General features: G+C 72.4%; 14 protein-coding genes and 2 pseudogenes. 12 read left to right on the top strand and 4 right to left on the bottom strand.

Annotated features, from left to right (window positions below; translation table 11 throughout):
• The first annotated feature begins 127 nt into the window (after window positions 1-127).
• From M878_RS65615 to M878_RS94315, 3 genes are all read left to right on the top strand, one after another.
• Window positions 128-1,387 carry an alpha/beta fold hydrolase gene (locus M878_RS65615; protein WP_023547353.1) on the top strand — a complete coding sequence of 420 codons (1,260 nt, stop codon included), beginning with the start codon at window positions 128-130 and terminating at the stop codon, window positions 1,385-1,387.
• A complete protein-coding gene (gene tsaE / locus M878_RS65610) occupies window positions 1,353-1,865 on the top strand; it encodes a tRNA (adenosine(37)-N6)-threonylcarbamoyltransferase complex ATPase subunit type 1 TsaE (protein WP_023547352.1) in 513 nt (170 codons plus the stop codon). The genes M878_RS65615 and tsaE overlap by 35 nt, the downstream gene beginning before the upstream one ends.
• A gap of 184 nt (window positions 1,866-2,049) precedes the next feature.
• Window positions 2,050-2,244, top strand: coding sequence for a hypothetical protein (locus tag M878_RS94315; RefSeq protein ID WP_078630297.1), 195 nt, complete (start codon window positions 2,050-2,052; stop codon window positions 2,242-2,244).
• Here M878_RS94315 and M878_RS65605 read toward each other — a convergent pair.
• Window positions 2,241-2,801, bottom strand: coding sequence for a hypothetical protein (locus M878_RS65605; protein ID WP_031225035.1), 561 nt, complete (start codon window positions 2,799-2,801; stop codon window positions 2,241-2,243). The genes M878_RS94315 and M878_RS65605 overlap by 4 nt on opposite strands.
• Before the next feature lie 133 nt (window positions 2,802-2,934).
• On the opposite strand from M878_RS65605, the gene tsaB reads away from it, so the two are divergent.
• From tsaB to M878_RS65585, 4 genes are read left to right on the top strand one after another with little or no spacing between them, the layout of a single operon-like run.
• Entirely contained in the window at window positions 2,935-3,591 is a 657-nt protein-coding gene (tsaB, locus tag M878_RS65600; RefSeq protein ID WP_023547350.1) for a tRNA (adenosine(37)-N6)-threonylcarbamoyltransferase complex dimerization subunit type 1 TsaB, read from the top strand.
• Between the two features lie 8 nt (window positions 3,592-3,599).
• Window positions 3,600-4,115, top strand: coding sequence for a ribosomal protein S18-alanine N-acetyltransferase (gene rimI, locus M878_RS65595; protein ID WP_023547349.1), 516 nt, complete (start codon window positions 3,600-3,602; stop codon window positions 4,113-4,115).
• On the top strand, window positions 4,108-5,196 hold the full coding sequence (gene tsaD, locus M878_RS65590; RefSeq protein ID WP_023547348.1) for a tRNA (adenosine(37)-N6)-threonylcarbamoyltransferase complex transferase subunit TsaD: 1,089 nt from the start codon (window positions 4,108-4,110) through the stop codon (window positions 5,194-5,196). Before rimI ends, tsaD begins: the two co-directional genes overlap by 8 nt.
• A complete protein-coding gene (locus M878_RS65585) occupies window positions 5,193-5,456 on the top strand; it encodes a hypothetical protein (RefSeq protein WP_023547347.1) in 264 nt (87 codons plus the stop codon). Before tsaD ends, M878_RS65585 begins: the two co-directional genes overlap by 4 nt.
• A 192-nt stretch (window positions 5,457-5,648) precedes the next feature.
• Here the strand turns inward: M878_RS65585 and M878_RS65575 are convergent, their stop codons facing one another.
• Complete coding sequence (locus M878_RS65575) at window positions 5,649-6,527, bottom strand: COG4705 family protein (protein ID WP_023547346.1); 879 nt, start codon at window positions 6,525-6,527, stop codon at window positions 5,649-5,651.
• A 155-nt stretch (window positions 6,528-6,682) separates the two neighbouring features.
• Window positions 6,683-8,992 (bottom strand): beta-xylosidase/alpha-l-arabinosidase, encoded by a 2,310-nt coding sequence (locus tag M878_RS65570; RefSeq protein ID WP_023547345.1) that lies wholly within the window; start codon window positions 8,990-8,992, stop codon window positions 6,683-6,685.
• Between the two features lie 164 nt (window positions 8,993-9,156).
• On the opposite strand from M878_RS65570, the gene M878_RS65565 reads away from it, so the two are divergent.
• The 5 genes and pseudogenes from M878_RS65565 to M878_RS65545 all read left to right on the top strand — a co-directional run bounded on the left by M878_RS65565 (window position 9,157) and on the right by M878_RS65545 (window position 13,656).
• Window positions 9,157-10,191, top strand: a complete 1,035-nt coding sequence (locus M878_RS65565) for a LacI family DNA-binding transcriptional regulator (RefSeq protein ID WP_023547344.1) — start codon at window positions 9,157-9,159, stop codon at window positions 10,189-10,191.
• An 83-nt stretch (window positions 10,192-10,274) separates the two neighbouring features.
• A pseudogene (locus tag M878_RS65560) lies at window positions 10,275-11,300 on the top strand (endo-1,4-beta-xylanase); the annotation flags it as partial.
• Between the two features lie 25 nt (window positions 11,301-11,325).
• Window positions 11,326-11,752 (top strand): annotated as a pseudogene (locus tag M878_RS94310) (LCP family protein); the annotation flags it as partial.
• A 193-nt stretch (window positions 11,753-11,945) separates the two neighbouring features.
• On the top strand, window positions 11,946-12,302 hold the full coding sequence (locus M878_RS65550; protein ID WP_023547341.1) for a YciI family protein: 357 nt from the start codon (window positions 11,946-11,948) through the stop codon (window positions 12,300-12,302).
• A gap of 55 nt (window positions 12,303-12,357) precedes the next feature.
• Window positions 12,358-13,656, top strand: a complete 1,299-nt coding sequence (locus M878_RS65545; RefSeq protein ID WP_023547340.1) for an RNA polymerase sigma factor — start codon at window positions 12,358-12,360, stop codon at window positions 13,654-13,656.
• Here the strand turns inward: M878_RS65545 and M878_RS65540 are convergent.
• Entirely contained in the window at window positions 13,653-14,897 is a 1,245-nt protein-coding gene (locus M878_RS65540) for a class I SAM-dependent methyltransferase (protein WP_031225030.1), read from the bottom strand. The two genes, M878_RS65545 and M878_RS65540, sit on opposite strands and share 4 nt — an antisense overlap.
• Window positions 14,898-15,093: the final 196 nt, after the last annotated feature.

Raw genomic sequence — 15,093 nt, 5'->3', positions numbered from 1 at the left:
GGCTCACCTGTGACACCCGTCGCAGACCCACCTGCGACGCCCGTTGCACCCGGCACCATCGGATTCATCCGTTTCACCACCCAGGCGAAACCCAGGGGAACTGCAGTACGGCGAAGAGGAGCGGTACGTGAGCGAGAGCAGTGCGGAGGTCGTGGCGGACGTCGTCGCCTCGGCGGCCGCCGCCTCCGCCGCGGGGGCGGCCGGCAGCTGGCGCAGGGCGACCGGCATCGCCGGTACCGCGATAGGCGTGCTCGCCGCGGGCGCGGCGGCCGGCGTCGCCATCGAGCGGATGACGGTGGGCCGGGGCATGCGCAGAAAGGCCCGGCTGGCACTGGACTCCGCGGGCCCCTACGGCACCCTGCGCGGCACCCCGGGCAAGGCGCAGGCCGACGACGGCACCGAGCTGTACTACGAGGTCGACGATGCCGAGCCCGACCCGGGCCCGAACGTCTCCCCGCGCAGGCGGAGGCTGTTCGGCCGTAAGGCGCCCGCCCCGGTCACCGTCGTCTTCAGCCACGGCTACTGCCTCAACCAGGACTCCTGGCACTTCCAGCGGGCCGCCCTGCGCGGGGTCGTCCGGACCGTGCACTGGGACCAGCGCAGCCACGGCCGGTCCGGGCGGGGCATGGCCCAGACCCGGGACCGGGTGCCGGTCACCATCGACCAGCTCGGCCGCGATCTGAAGGCCGTCCTCGACGCCGCCGTACCGGACGGGCCGATCGTGCTGGTCGGGCACTCGATGGGCGGCATGACCATGATGGCCCTCGCCGCCCAGTACCCCGAGCTGATCCGGGACCGGGTCGTCGCCACCGCCTTGGTCGGTACGTCGTCCGGACGGCTCGGCGAGGTCAACTTCGGGCTGCCGCTGGCCGGCGTCAACGCGGTGCGCCGGATCCTGCCCGGCGTGCTGAAGGCGCTCGGACAGCAGGCGGAGCTGGTCGAGAAGGGCCGCCGGGCCACCGCCGATCTGTTCGCCGGGATCATCAAGCGGTACTCGTTCGCGGGCCGGGACGTCGACCCGGCCGTCGAGCGGTTCGCCGAGCGGATGATCGAGTCCACGCCGATCGACGTGGTCGCCGAGTTCTACCCGGCCTTCACCGACCACGACAAGACCGAGGCGCTCGCCTGCTTCCGGGACATGCCGGTGCTGGTGCTGGCCGGCGTCCGGGACCTGGTCACGCCCAGCGAGCACAGCGAGGCCATAGCCGACCTGTTGCCCGACGCCGAGCTGGTGCTCGTCCCGGACGCGGGGCACCTGGTGATGCTGGAACACCCCGAAGTGGTCACCGACCGCCTCGCCGACCTGCTCACTCGCGCGGGTGCCGTGCCCGCAGGGGCTACGGTTATGGGCTATGGAAGCACCAGCAGCACCGCAGGACCCCGCTGAGACCCGGCTGACGATCACCTCGCCCGAGCAGATGCGCGAGCTGGGCCGCACGCTGGCCAAGCTGCTGCGCGCGGGCGACCTGGTGATGCTCAGCGGTGAGCTGGGCGCAGGCAAGACCACGCTGACCCGCGGGCTCGGCGAGGGCCTCGGCGTGCGCGGCGCGGTCACCTCGCCGACCTTCGTGATCGCCCGGGTGCACCCCTCCCTCGGCGACGGCCCGCCCCTCGTGCACGTCGACGCCTACCGGCTCGGCGGCGGGCTGGACGAGATGGAGGACCTGGACCTCGATGTCTCGCTGCCCGAGTCGGTGATCGTCGTGGAGTGGGGCGAGGGCAAGGTCGAGGAACTGACCGAGGACCGCCTCCAGGTCGTCATCCACCGCGCCGTCGGGGACACCACGGACGAGGTACGGCACGTGACGCTCAGCGGGCTGGGGGAGCGCTGGGCCGAGGCCGGCCTGGAGTCGCTCACCGCCTGAGCGCTGCCGCCGTATCAAGATTCCGGTATGCCGGTATCAAGATTCCGCATCAGGTATCCGAATCAAGATTCCGACAGGCCGTCGGCAACATATTGCGCAGGACGTCCCGTGCGTGGTCACATGGTATCCAGTCGGTAGTTAGGCGTACCTAACTACTCCCGCCCCCGCACCACAGGAGGCGCCCATGCCCGCACCCAGCCCCACCGGCGTCTCCATGCGCGACCTGCTGGCGGCGTGCGCGGCGGCGGAGGCGGTTTCCCGGCCCCCGCAGCGCCCCGAAGAAGCGCGGGACGGTGTCGAACATGCGGGGGCGCGACCCGCCGCAACGGCGCCGCACCCGACCGGCGACCCCGCACGGCACCCCCGCGAAGCCGCTTAACGGATCACCATCACCCGCACCCCGATCGTCGCGAAGTCCCACATCGCCTCGCCGTCCACCCGCGTCTCCCGGATCCCCCCGGTCCGCACCACCGGGTCGCCCGCGGAGCGCACCGCGCTGCCCACCGCCGCGCTGAAGCCGACCGCCAGCCCGTCCACCTCGGTGAACCGCACGACATGCTCGATGGGGGTGCCGTCGGTGCCGGTGATCGCGTTCGAGCGGGACGTGACCCAGTAGGTGCCCGGCGACGGGTCCACGCTGCCCGGGGAGACCTTGAAGGTGCGCTCCAGCTGGTTCGTGCGGCCGACCAGCCAGACCCGGTTGGCGTCCAGCGAGTACACGACCCGTTCACCCACACCGGTTCCGCTCGGCAGGGCCGTCGAGGTGGGGTCGTAGCTGGGCGTGCTCGTGGCGCTCGTCGAGGGGGACGCGCTCGCCCCGGGCCTGTCGCCCAGGCCCGCCGGTACGGTCGCCCGGGCCTGGTAGGCGAGGAAGCCGACGGCGCCGAGGGCCGCCGCGGTGAGGCCGGCCACGATTCCCGAGCTGGTCCCTGCCACGTGCGCTCACCTCTGCCTCGTACCGTTTCGTACTGTCTCATGTGATATGTCGTAGTTCGTACAGACCGTAGCAGTCGGTGACCGTACGACCCGGACGGCGATGCGTGAGCCGTTGGCGCCGTAGGCTGTTCGCGTGCTCTTGCTCGCTCTGGATACCGCAACACCCGCCGTCACCGTCGCGCTGCACGACGGTACGGACGTCGTCGCCTCGTCGAGTCAGGTGGACGCGCGCCGGCACGGAGAGCTGCTGCTGCCGGCCGTGGACCGTGTGCTCGCCGAGGCCGGACTCAGACTGGACGCCGTCACCGGCATCGTCGTCGGCATCGGCCCCGGCCCCTACACCGGCCTGCGCGTCGGCCTGATGACGGCCGACACCTTCGGCCTCGCGCTCGGGGTTCCGGTGCACGGTCTGTGCACGCTGGACGGCCTCGCCTATGCCGCCGACATCGAGAAGGGCCCCTTCGTCGTGGCGACCGACGCCCGGCGCAAGGAGGTCTACTGGGCGACGTACGCCGACTCCCGCACCCGGCTGACCGGCCCCGCCGTGGACCGGCCGGCCGACATCGCCGAGCGGGTGGCGGGCCTCCCGGCGGTGGGTGCGGGCGCGCTCCTCTACCCGGACACGTTCCCGAGCGTCCACGAGCCCGAGCACGTCTCCGCCGCCGCCCTCGCCTCGCTGGCCGTCGAGAGGCTGGCCGCCGGCGAGGAGCTGCCGGCCCCCCGGCCGCTGTATCTGCGCCGCCCGGACGCCCAGGTCCCCAAGAACTACAAGGTGGTCACCCCGAAGTGACCGTACGAATGCGCGAGATGCGCTGGTGGGACATCGACCCGGTCCTGGAGCTGGAGAGGGACCTGTTCCCCGAGGACGCCTGGTCGCGGGGCATGTTCTGGTCCGAGCTGGCCCACGCCCGGGGCGCCGACGCGACCCGCCGCTATCTGGTGGCCCACGAGGAGACCGGCCGGATCGTCGGGTACGCGGGCCTCGCCTCCTCCGGCGAACAGGCCGATGTGCAGACCATCGCCGTCGCCCGCGACGTCCAGGGCACCGGCCTCGGCGGACGGCTGCTGGCCGAGCTGCTGCGCGCGGCGACCGCGTTCGAGTGCCACGAGGTGCTGCTGGAGTGCCGGGTCGACAACGTCCGCGCCCAGAAGCTCTACGAGCGCTACGGCTTCGAGCCCATCGGGTTCCGCCGCGGCTACTACCAGCCGGGCAACGTGGACGCCCTGGTCATGCGTCTGACCACCGGCCAAGCCACCGAAGAAGCAACCGCAGAAGCAACCGCAGAAGCAACCGAAGAGAAGAACCATGGCTGACGAACCTCTCGTCCTCGGCATCGAGACCTCCTGCGACGAGACCGGTGTCGGCGTCGTCCGTGGCACCACCCTGCTGGCGGACGCCGTCGCCTCCAGCGTCGACGAGCACGCCCGCTTCGGCGGCGTCGTCCCGGAGGTGGCCTCCCGCGCCCACCTGGAGGCGATGGTCCCCACCATCGACCGCGCGCTGAAGGAGGCGGGCGTCTCGGCGAAAGACCTCGACGGCATCGCCGTGACCGCGGGTCCCGGCCTCGCGGGCGCCCTCCTCGTCGGTGTCTCGGCGGCCAAAGCGTACGCCTACGCCCTCGGCAAGCCCCTCTACGGCGTCAACCACCTCGCCTCGCACATCTGCGTCGACCAGCTGGAGCACGGCCCGCTGCCCGAGCCGACCATGGCCCTGCTGGTGTCCGGCGGCCACTCCTCCCTGCTGCTGTCGGAGGACATCACCTCCGACGTCCGGCCGTTGGGCGCGACCATCGACGACGCGGCCGGCGAGGCCTTCGACAAGATTGCCCGGGTACTGAACCTGGGCTTCCCCGGCGGCCCGGTCATCGACCGGTACGCGCGTGAGGGCGACCCGGAGGCGATCGCCTTCCCGCGCGGCCTGACCGGCCCCCGCGATCCGGCGTACGACTTCTCCTTCTCCGGTCTGAAGACGGCCGTGGCCCGCTGGATCGAGGCCAGGCGCGCGGCCGGCGAGGAGGTCCCGGTCCGCGATGTGGCCGCGTCCTTCCAGGAGGCCGTCGTCGACGTGCTGACCCGCAAGGCCGTCCGCGCCTGCAAGGACGAGGGCGTCGAGCACCTGATGATCGGCGGCGGTGTGGCCGCGAACTCGCGCCTGCGCGAGCTGGCCCGGCACCGCTGCGAGGCGGCGGGCATCGAACTCCGCGTCCCGCGCCCCAAGCTGTGCACGGACAACGGCGCGATGGTCGCCGCGCTGGGCGCTGAGATGGTCGCCCGGGGCCGCTCCGCCTCCAGCTGGGACCTGTCGGCCGACTCCTCCCTGCCGGTCACCGACCCGCACGTCCCCGGCAACCACGACCATGTGCACGAGGTCAGCAAGGAGAACCTGTACTCGTGACCGTCGCGCTGATGTGGGAGGCCCGGGCGGCCGCGGGCCGGGGCGAGGAGCTGCTCGCCTGGGTGCGGGAACAGCCGCTGGCCGCCGAGCCGCTGCGCCGCGAGACCTTCCGGGCGCCGCAGGACCGGGTGCTGGTCATCACGTGGTGGGACGCGTCGTACGACGCCGAACTGCCCGAACTGCCCGAACCCACCAGCGAGTTGGTGACCCGGGCCGTGCACCGCTGGCGGTTCGAGGCGGTGGCCGGCGACGGAAGTTGAGGTGTCCGGCCGAACTGCGCTATGATCATCACACAGCGAACGGCAGGAACCCGGAAACGGAAAACCGGCCGGATCGCGGTGCGTTGGTGGTCCAAGGAAAGACGTCCCGCTTCCTGCGGGGAGATGCAGGTGCAAGGCCTGCCCGGCGCTCCACTCGAAACCCGCCCCGGTTGTCCGGGGCGGGTTTCGCCGTTACCGGTGACCGGCGCGCTGCGGCTGGACCGCCTCGGCCTCCGCCCCGGGACCCGCGAACTCCGAAGCGGTCGCCACCCGCCGCTCCTTGAGCTGCGCGTACGCCATCAGACCGAACAGCACCGCGAGCAGCACCACCGAGGAACCGAGCGTCCCCAGATTCAGACCGCCCTTGGCGACCGGCTTGGTCAGGAAGTCACCGGCCGTGGCGCCCAGCGGACGGGTCAGCACGAACGCGATCCAGAACAGGAGGACGTTCGGCACCACCGGGACCTTCATCAGGGCGACCAGGACCAGCAGGACGCCGGTCACCAGGGACGCACCGCCCAGATAGCCGAGGCCCGAGCTGTCGGACAGGAAGTCGCCCATCGAGGTGCCGAGGGTGTTGGAGACGAGGATCGCCGCCCAGAACAGGGCCTCGCCCCGGAAGGTGACGATCTCGGTGATCTGGAAGGTCATCCCGCTCAGCTTCCAGCCGAGGAAGATCAGCAGCAGGATCGAGATCAGGATCGCGGCGCCCTCCGGGTAGCCGAGGCCGAGGCCCTGTGGGCCCCAGCCGAGCCGGGTCGCGCCGTTCGAGAGGAACTTCGCGCTGGCGTCGCGGTTCATGAAGTCGGACATCGTGGTGCCGGCCATGGAGGTCGACAGGATCACGGTCCAGTAGAAGAACGGGTTGTAGCGCGAGGAACGCAGCTGGACCACCAGCGTCACCACGAAGACCAGGAACAGGGCGACGGTGGTGAGGAAGTAGCCGAGTTTGAGGGTCTGGGCGAACAGGTCGCCGGCGGTCTCGCCCAGGGTCGTCGCCGCGATCTTCATGATCCAGAACGCGAGGGTGACCTCGGGCAGCTTCTTCATGACGGACTTCGTCGTCGGCAAAGGGGCTCCTGCCGGGTGTGGGGGGTGGTCAATTACGGCCCGACCCTGCCAGGGGCAACCTGAAACGATCCTGAACGCCCGTGTCAGAGGTCTTGCGGAAAGGGGCTGGTTGTGCTTCCGCCGTGGCTCAATACGTTCCACCCGGCCCCCGCCGTTCAACCGGTTCCCCGGGACACCTCCACGGCGCACCGCAGCCGCCGGTCCGCGCCCACCACCCGTACCGGCCCGGTCAGCCGGAGCCGGACCGTGTGCCGTACGTCCGTGCTCGACGCGGCCAGCCGCAGCTCCAGCGCGCCCGGCTCCACCAGCCGGGCCCCCGTACGGTCCGTGAAGGCGGACAGGTCGGCGTGGAAGCGGAAGGTCAGCCGGCGGGACTCGCCGGGGGAGAGCGTGATGCGCTGGTACCCGATCAGCCGTACGTCGGGCCGGGTCACGCTCGCCACCGGGTCGTGCAGATACAGCTGGACGACCTCGGCGCCCGCGCGCTCACCGGTGTTGCGCACGGTCAGGGAGAGGTCGCAGGAGCCGTCCGTCGGGATCTCGGGCCCGGGGCCGCGGACGTCCTCCCAGGCGAACGTCGTGTACGAGCGGCCGTGCCCGAACGGGTACAGCGGGGTCGGGTCCAGGCTGCTGACCTCTCCGGCCAGGCCCAGCAGGGGCTGGAGATACGTCCAGGGCTGGCCGCCGGGCGCGCGCGGCACGCTCACCGGGAGGCGTCCGGAGGGGTTCACCCGTCCGGACAGCACCCCGGCCACCGCCGGGCCGCCCTCCTCGCCGGGGAAGAAGGCCTGGACGACCGCGCCGAGCCGGCCGTGCCAGCGGCCCAGCGCATACGGCCGGCCGGTCAGCAGCACGAGTATCACCGGGACGCCGACCGCTACGATCGTGTCCAGCAACTCGGCCTGTACACCGGGCAGTTGGAGGTCCGCCGCATCGCAGCCCTCGCCCGATGTGCCCCGGCCGAACAGGCCCGCCCGGTCGCCGAGCACCGCCACGCACACGTCGGCCTCCGCCGCCCGGGCCACCGCCTCCGCGAAGCCGGCGGTGTCCGGGTCGCGGACTCCGCACCCCGAAGTGAACGTGACCTTGGCGTCCGGGAGTTCGGCGCGCAGTGCGTCCAGCAGCGTGGGGATCTCGATGCCGAGCGGGACCTCGGGGTGGTGGGTGAGGACGTGGGCGGGGAAGGAGTAGCAGCCGAGCAGGGCGAGCGGGTCCGCCGCGCGCGGGCCCACGACCGCGATCCGGGCATCCGGGGCGAGGGGGAGAAGGCCGTCCGGGTTGTCCAGCAGAATCACCGACTCCTCCGCCAGGCGCCGGGCCAGGGCGCGGTTCTCCGGCGAGTCCAGGTCGGCCGGGCCCGCCGGCTCCGGCCGCCAGCCCGGGTCCAGCAGGCCCAGCTCGCACTTCTGCGTCAGGACGCGCCGGGCCGCCCGGTCCACCAGCGCCTGAGGGATCCGGCCCCGGCGTACGGCCGTGACGAGCGGGGTGCCGTAGCACTTCGGGGTCGGCAGTTCGACGTCGATGCCCGCGGCCAGCGCCAGATGTGCCGCCTCCGCCTCGTCGGCCGCGACCCGGTGCAGGGTCTCCAGGAAGCCGATGCCGAAGTAGTCCGCGACCACCGTGCCGGTGAAACCCCACTCCTCGCGCAGCAGTTCGGTCAGCAGGAGCGGATCGGCGGCGGCGGGTACGCCGTCGGTCTCGGTGTAGGCCGCCATCACCGAACGGGCCCCGCCCTCGCGCACCGCCATCTCGAAGGGGGGAAGGGTGATGTCCGCGAACTCCCGTACGCCCGCCCGGACCGGGGCCAGGTTCCGGGCGCCGGCCGAGGACGCGTACCCGGCGAAGTGCTTGAGCGTGGCGACGACCCCGGCCGACTCCAGACCGCGTACGTACGCCGTGCCGATGGTGCCGACCAGGTACGGGTCCTCGCCGATCGTCTCCTCGACCCGCCCCCAGCGCGGGTCGCGGACCACGTCCAGGACCGGCGCGAGGCCCTGGTGGACGCCGACCGCGCGCAGGTCGCGGCCGATGCGCCGGCCCATCTCCTCGACCAGCGCCGGGTCGAAGGCGGCGCCCCAGGCGAGTGGCACCGGGTACGCCGTCGCGCGCCAGGCGGTGAAGCCGGCCAGGCACTCCTCGTGGGCCATGGCCGGGATGCCGAAGCGGCCGGCCGCGGCGATCCGGCGCTGGGCGCGGGCCAGGGCCCGCGCACCGAGGGCCGGGTCCACGGGAGCGGTGCCGAAGGAGCGGGTCAGCTGGCCGAGGCCGAGTGAGACCAGCTCGTCCCAGTCATGGCCGGTGGTCATCTCACGCTGCAGCGGAGCGACCGCGTCGCCGTCCGTGGCGGCGCCCACCCACACGCCGTACAGCTGGGCGGCCTTCTCCTCCAGGGTCATCCGGGCGAGCAGATCGGCCACGCGGGCGTCGGCGGGCAGGGCGGGGTCGCGCCAAGGAGCGATGGTCATGGAACTCCCGTCTGACTTTGCCGGGTCTGCCTGACTCTGCGATGCTCGATGCTCTGTTGTGCTCTGCTCTGCGCGAATGTTTCGAAGTGATTCTCGAATGTTCCGGGAACCTATGGCGCATACGGGCCTTCGTCAAGGGGTGCGGCGGGGATACGATCGCCCGCATGAAGCCTTCGAAGCCCGCAGAGACGCAGACGGCGACCCTCGCCGAGATCGCCCGTGAGGCCGGGGTGTCGGCTCCGACTGTTTCGAAGGTCCTCAACGGCCGCGCCGATGTCGCCCCGGCGACCCGTACCCGGGTCGAGGAGCTGCTGCGCGCCCACGGCTACCGGCGCCGCCGCGCCGAGGCGTCCCGCTCGCCGCTGATCGACCTGGTCTTCCACGAGCTGGAGAGCGCCTGGGCGCTGGAGGTCATCCGGGGCGTGGAGAACGTGGCCCGGGCGGCCGGGCTGAGCGTCGTACTGTCCGAGTCGGCCGGCCGGCTCACCCCGGGCCGGACCTGGGCCGACCAGGTGGCCGCGCGCCGCCCGCACGGCGTGGTGCTGGTGCTGTCCGGGCTCGACGAGCCCCAGCGGGCGCTGCTGACCAGCCGCTCCATCCCGTTCGTGGTGATGGACCCGGCCGGCGACCCGGGCCCGGATGTGCCGTCCATCGGTGCCACCAACTGGCAGGGCGGGCTGGCCGCCACCCGCCATCTGCTGGAACTCGGCCACACCCGGATCGGCGCGATCAGCGGCCCGTCCCGGATGATGTGCAGCCGGGCCCGGATCGACGGCTACCGCGCCGCGCTGGAGACGGCCGGCCTGCCCGCCGACCCCTCGCTCGTCGCCGCCGGCGACTTCCACCACGACTCCGGCTACCGCCTGGGCCTGGAGCTGCTCGGCCGCCCCGACCGGCCGACGGCCGTCTTCGCGGGCAACGACCTCCAGGCGCTCGGCCTGTACGAGGCCGCCCGCGAGCTGGGCCTGCGCATCCCGGAGGACCTCAGCGTGGTCGGCTTCGACGATCTGCCGGTGGCCCGCTGGGTCGGCCCGCCGCTGACGACCGTACGGCAGCCGCTGACCGAGATGGCCGAGGCGGCGGCCCGGCTGGTGCTGGAGCTGGGGGCCGAGCGGGAGGAGCGGGCGACCCGGGTGGAGCTGGCGACCAGCCTGGTGGTGCGGTCGAGCACGGACGTGTCTCCGGCGCTCCGGCGGTAGGTGTATTGACGGGGGCCGAGGACCACCCCACACTGCTCCGAAGCCAGTCGGTCATCCAACCGAAACTTTCGGAGGCACCCACAGTGAGATCTCTGAGAACCGGCTTATCCCTCGCTTCGCTCGTGACCGGCGCCGCGCTCCTGTTCACCGCGCCCGCGGCGCATGCCGCCGACACCCCGCTGCGCGACCTCGCGGCGGCGAAGGGCAAGCTCATCGGCACCGCCGTCACCGGCTCCAAGCTCACCGGAACCTACGGCGACATCGCCGGAGCCCAGTTCAGCTCGCTGACCCCCGGCAACGCCATGAAGTGGGGGACCGTCGAGCCGACCCGGGGCAGCTTCGACTGGACCGAGGCCGACCAGATCGTGGCTTTCGCCCAGGCCCACCACCAGCAGGTGCGGGGCCACACCCTGGTCTGGTACAGCCAGAACCCCAGCTGGCTGACGAACGGCAGCTGGACGTCCGCCCAGCTCGGCAGCCTGCTCCAGAACCACATCAGCACCGAAGTCGGCCGCTACAAGGGCAGGATCGCCGCCTGGGACGTGGTCAACGAACCCTTCAACGACGACGGCAGCTACCGCTCGACCCTCTGGTACAAGGGCCTCGGCTCCGGCTATATCGCCAGTGCCCTGACCTGGGCCCACGCGGCCGACCCGAACGCCAGGCTGTACATCAACGACTACAACGCCGAGGGCGTGAACGCGAAGTCCGACGCCCTGTACAACCTGGTCAAGTCCCTCAAGGCGCGGGGCGTCCCGATCGGCGGCGTCGGCCTGCAGGCACATCTGATCCTCGGCCAGGTGCCGAGCACGCTCCGGCAGAACATCCAGCGCTTCGCCGGCCTCGGCGTGGACGTGGCGATCACCGAGCTGGACGTCCGTATGCAACTGCCCGCCGACCGTACGAAACTCGCCCAGCAGAAGGCCGACTTCGCATCCGTGGTGGCCGCGTGCACGGCGGTCGCCCGCTGTGTGAACGTCACGGTGTGGGGCTTCACCGACGCCGACTCCTGGGTGCCGGGCACCTTCCCGGGCTACGGGGCGGCGACCCCGTACGACGAGAACTACCGGCCGAAACCGGCGTACTACGGCATCGCCCAGGCGCTGGGATGAGAATTTCCGAAGCAAACCGAGCCTGGCAGGCGCCCTGGTGCTGGGCACGGGCGCCGTGGGCTGGGTGTACTGGCATCTGGACCACGACATCAGGAGCGTCGACATCGACAACGCGCTGCCGACCGGGTCCCTGAACATCCTGGTCCTCGGCTCGGACGGGCGCGGCGGCAAGGCCGACAAGGAGCTGGGCGGCGGCGACAGCTCCGGCGCCCGCTCGGACACGGCGATGGTCGTGCACATCGGCGCGGGCCGTACGAAGGCCACCGTCGTCAGCATCCCGCGCGACACCCTCGTCACCCGCCCGTCCGTGGGCGCTCCCCCACCGGGGGGTCACGGTCACCACCGGCCAGGACATCCACGACGACAAGAGCCATCTGGACCTGGCCGCCGGCCCCCATCACCTCGACGGCAAGCAGGCCCTCGCCCGCACCCGGCACGGCATAGGCGACGCCCTCCGACCCCAACCGGGTGACCGCGAAGGAGCCCGCGGCGAGCGAGCTGTGGGCGTCCCTGCGCTGACCGGAGCCGGCCGGAAAAAATCCGCGGGAATTTCTCGCGAGGGTGTCGATCCCGGTGTCCGCCGTTCGACGCATGGGGTGAGCGGCCGGGAACGGCCCCGCCGCCCCCACCGAAGGAGTCACCATGCCCCGCTATCTGTCGATCGTGCACATCGACGAGTCCTCCGCCCCCGCCGAGGGGCCCAGCGAGGAGCTGATGCAGCGGATGGGCCGGCTGATCGAGGAGGTCACCAAGGCGGGCGTGATGCTCGACACCGCCGGGCTGACGCCGTCCGCGCAGGGCACCACGGTGCGCTGGCAGGGCGGCAAGATCTCCGTCACCGACGGGCCCTTCACCGAGTCCAAGGAGGTCATCGGCGGCTACGCGATCATGCAGTGCAAGGACAAGGCCGAGGCGCTGGAGTGGGCCAAGCGGTTCCTCCAGGTCCACGAGGACTACTGGACTGTGAGCTGCGAGGTCCGGGAGATCGCCGAGGGCTAGGCCTCGTCCGGTGGGCGCTGGCCCCGTGGCCGCCGGGGGTGTTGCATGGTGGGCTGTGGAACCACAGCCCACCCCAGCGCGGCCCGGCATCCCCGGCTCCGCCGCGGCGCACGCCATCGAGACCGTCTTCCGCCTGGAGTCGCCCCGGGTCGTCGCCGGTGTCGCCCGGATCGTCCGGGACATCGGCATCGCCGAGGAACTGGCCCAGGACGCGCTGGTCGCCGCCCTGGAGCGGTGGCCCCGCGACGGCGTGCCCGACAACCCCGGCGCCTGGCTCATGGCCACCGCCCGGCACCGAGCCGTCGACCTGATCCGGCGCCGCGAGACCTACGCCCGCAAGCTGCAGGAGATCGGCCGGGACCTCTCGCGGTCGGCCCCGCCCGCGTACGACGCGCCCGCCGGCCCGGACGACATCGACGACGACCTGCTCCGGCTCGTCTTCACCACCTGCCACCCGGTGCTGTCCGCCGAGGCCCGCACCGCGCTCACCCTGCGCCTGCTCGGCGGTCTGACCACGGCCGAGATCGCGCGTGCCTACCTGGTCCCGGAGCCGACGATCGCCCAGCGCATCGTCCGCGCCAAACGCACCCTGGCGAAGCAGAACGTCGCCTTCGAGGTGCCCTACGGCCCCGACCGCGAGGCCCGTCTCGGCTCCGTCCTGGACGTCATCTACCTGATCTTCAACGAGGGGTACGCGGTGACCACCGGCGACGACCTGCTGCGCCCCGGCCTGTGCGAGGACGCGCTGCGCCTGGCCCGCGTCCTGTCCGCGCTGATGCCCAAGGAACCGGAGGTGCACGGCCTGACCTCGCTGCTGGAGTTCCAGGCGTCCCGCACGGCCGCCCGCACCGGCCCCGACGGCGCGCCCGTCCTCCTCAAGGACCAGAACCGCCGCCGCTGGAACCGCATGCTGATCGCCCGCGGCATCCGCGCCCTCGACCGCGCCGACGCCACGGCGACCGGGGCCCCGGGCCCGTACGCCCTCCAGGCGGCCATCGCCGCGTGCCACGCGCATGCCCACGCCTACGAGGAGACCGACTGGCGCGCCATCGCCACCCTGTACGGCCTGCTGGCCGCCCGAGCCCCGTCCCCGGTGGTCGAACTGAACCGCGCGGTCGCCGTGGCGATGGCCGACGGCCCGGCCGAGGGCCTCAAGCTGGTGGACGCCCTGACCGCCGAACCGGCCCTGCGCGACTACCACCTGCTGCCCAGCGTCCGAGCCGACCTGCTGGCCCGGCTCGGGCGTACTACGGAGGCGCGAGCGGAGTTCGAGCGAGCGGCCGGCCTGACGCGCAACGAGAAGGAGCGCGAACTGCTGCTGCGCCGGGCGACGCAGATGCCGGACAGGCCCTAGGCCGGCCGCCCCACGAGCATCGTCGGTGCCCCGGCGACCCGGGTGAGGAACACGGTCGCCGCATTCGGCCCCTGCGGTTTGACCTTCCTCCGCAGCTCCTCCGGCTCGACGGCCGACCCGCGCTTCTTCACGGTCAGCGTGCCGACCTCGCGCTCCCGCAGCAGGGCCTTCAACTTCTTGACGTTGAAGGGGAGTTGGTCGGTGATCTCGTAGGCGGAGGCGTACCGGGTGGGCCGCAGCTCGTCGGCGGTGACGTACGCGATGGTCGCGTCGACCAGCCCGCCGCCGACCTCCTCGGCCACCTCGGCGACCAGATGGGCGCGGATGACGGCGCCGTCGGGCTCGTACAGATACCGCCCCACGGGCCGGACCGCGGGATCGGGCAGCCGCTTGCCGAGGAGCGTGCGCGGCCCGGGCAGCAGCGTGGCGCGTACGGCGCCCGCCCCGGTCCCGAACCACAGCACCGCCTCCTTCACGTCCCCGCCGTCCGAAACCCACTCGGCCTCGGCGTCGGCGGGCACGGCCTCGTGCGGAATGCCGGGCGCCACCTTCAGCGCCGCGTGCGGTGCCCTGCGGGCGGCCTCGATCGCCCAGGACAGCGGCGGGGAGTAGGCCTCCGGGTCGAAGATCCGCCCGCCCGTCGCCCGGCCACCGCCCCTCATCGACGCTCCCCCAGCGCCGAAAGCCTGGGGGGACCCCCGTCGCGCGGCCCCTCCTGACCGTCCGCCGCGCCGGGCGGGGTCGACGAACACGGCGTCGTAGCCGCCCGTGTCCACCTCCGTGACGTCCGCCTCCCGCACCTCGATCAGCTCGTCCAGTCCCAGCGCCTCGGCGTTCGCCCGCGCCACGGCCGCCGTCAGCGGATCCCGGTCCACGGCGAGCACCCGGATCCCGGCCCGGGCGAGCGCGATCGCGTCCCCGCCGATCCCGCAGCACAGGTCGGCCACGGAGGTCACACCGAGGCTCTTGAACCGCTCCGCGCGGTAGCCGGCCACGGTGGCCCGCGTCGACTGCTCGACCCCGTTCGGCGTGAAGAACATCCGCCCCGCGTCCGCCGCGGTGAACTTCGCCGCCGCCCGCTGCCGCAGCCGGGCCTGGCCGAGCGCGGCCGACACCAGCTCGGCGGGGTGGTCACGGCGCAGCCGGGTGGCGACGGCGAGTTCGTCCGCCGGGGCGGTGTCGCGGACCTCGTCGAGGAGGGCACGGCCTTCGGGGGTGAGGAGCAGGGCGAGGTCGTTCACCGGGCCATTGTGGGCCAGTCGGTGGATCGTGCGCCTTCCGGCGGCGGTGTCGGCCCGGGGGCCGGACCCCGGGCTGGGAGGATCCGGCACCATGCGAGCAGTCGTACAAAACGATGAAAACGCTAAAAGATCGTCCCTTATCGGGTGTCAAAGGCGGCCCCGTCTCGGGCGTCTGGTAAGGGGCTGCGGAGCCGTC

Source organism: Streptomyces roseochromogenus subsp. oscitans DS 12.976 (genome assembly GCF_000497445.1).
Lineage (GTDB): Bacteria > Actinomycetota > Actinomycetes > Streptomycetales > Streptomycetaceae > Streptomyces > Streptomyces oscitans.
The sequence above is the reverse complement of the archived record's forward strand: the minus strand, read 5'-3'. Positions and strand labels throughout refer to the sequence as shown.